This is a genomic window from Kitasatospora sp. NPDC091257, assembly GCF_044757675.1.
Lineage (GTDB): Bacteria > Actinomycetota > Actinomycetes > Streptomycetales > Streptomycetaceae > Kitasatospora > Kitasatospora lactacystinica.
On sequence record NZ_JBIVVI010000926.1, the window covers coordinates 1 to 682 of the forward strand.

Annotated in this window: 1 protein-coding gene; it reads right to left on the bottom strand. The window is 69.2% G+C overall.

Annotation, left to right across the window (positions count from 1 at the left end; translation table 11 throughout):
* Window positions 1-44: 44 nt before the first annotated feature.
* On the bottom strand, window positions 45-443 hold the full coding sequence (locus tag ACIQOV_RS32140) for a hypothetical protein (RefSeq protein ID WP_401054218.1): 399 nt from the start codon (window positions 441-443) through the stop codon (window positions 45-47).
* Window positions 444-682 lie beyond the last annotated feature (239 nt).

Genomic DNA, 682 nt, shown 5'->3' on the forward strand with positions numbered 1-682 from the left:
GGGGCCGGAGGAGGGCCCGGGTCCTTCACATCAGCGAGGTGGCGTCACCAGCGGTCGACGCCCATGGTCCTGGCCGCGCTGTGGACGGCGTTGTAGTGCGGGATCGACATGTCGGACTTCTTCTGGCCCGCCGGAAGGTTCCGGTCGGCGGCGCGGAACTCGTCGCGGGCCTCCGCGAGCAGGCTGGTTCCGTGGGAGACCGGGACGTCCTTGGTGCCGTGCGCGGGGTGGGACTTGGCGGCCGTCCTGCTGCCCGCGTTGATCAGGGTGCTGCGGGCCTGGTTGTAGTCGGCGACCTTGACGGTCTTCGGGTTGCGGAGCTCCGCCCGCACCCCGGCCGCCGACGGCGCCTGTTCGGCGGCGACGGCGGCCGGAGCGGCAGCGGTGGTGAGCGCACCCGTCACGAGGACGGTCGCGAAGGCGTTCCGAAGGGACCTGTGCATGAGGGTGTCCTTCCGACAAGAAAAGCGTCACGGATTCGCTCCCTCATGAGCACCGGAACGGTCAGGGTGCGAACGCCTCCGCTCTACCCCGGCCCCTGGCGGCGGAAAACCGGCTTCCGCTCAGGAAGTTCGCCGACGATGAGATCAGGCCTTTGCCTGATTGTGCGTTCATGGGATCAGCGCAGTGGAAAGGCGGGGCTGCAACGCGGAAGGGTCCGGCATCCGTGTGGATGCCGGAC

Bases quoted from the DNA above. Each gene is read 5' to 3' on its own strand.
- ACIQOV_RS32140 (WP_401054218.1), bottom strand. From the start codon at position 443: ATGCACAGGTCCCTTCGGAACGCCTTCGCGACCGTCCTCGTGACGGGT.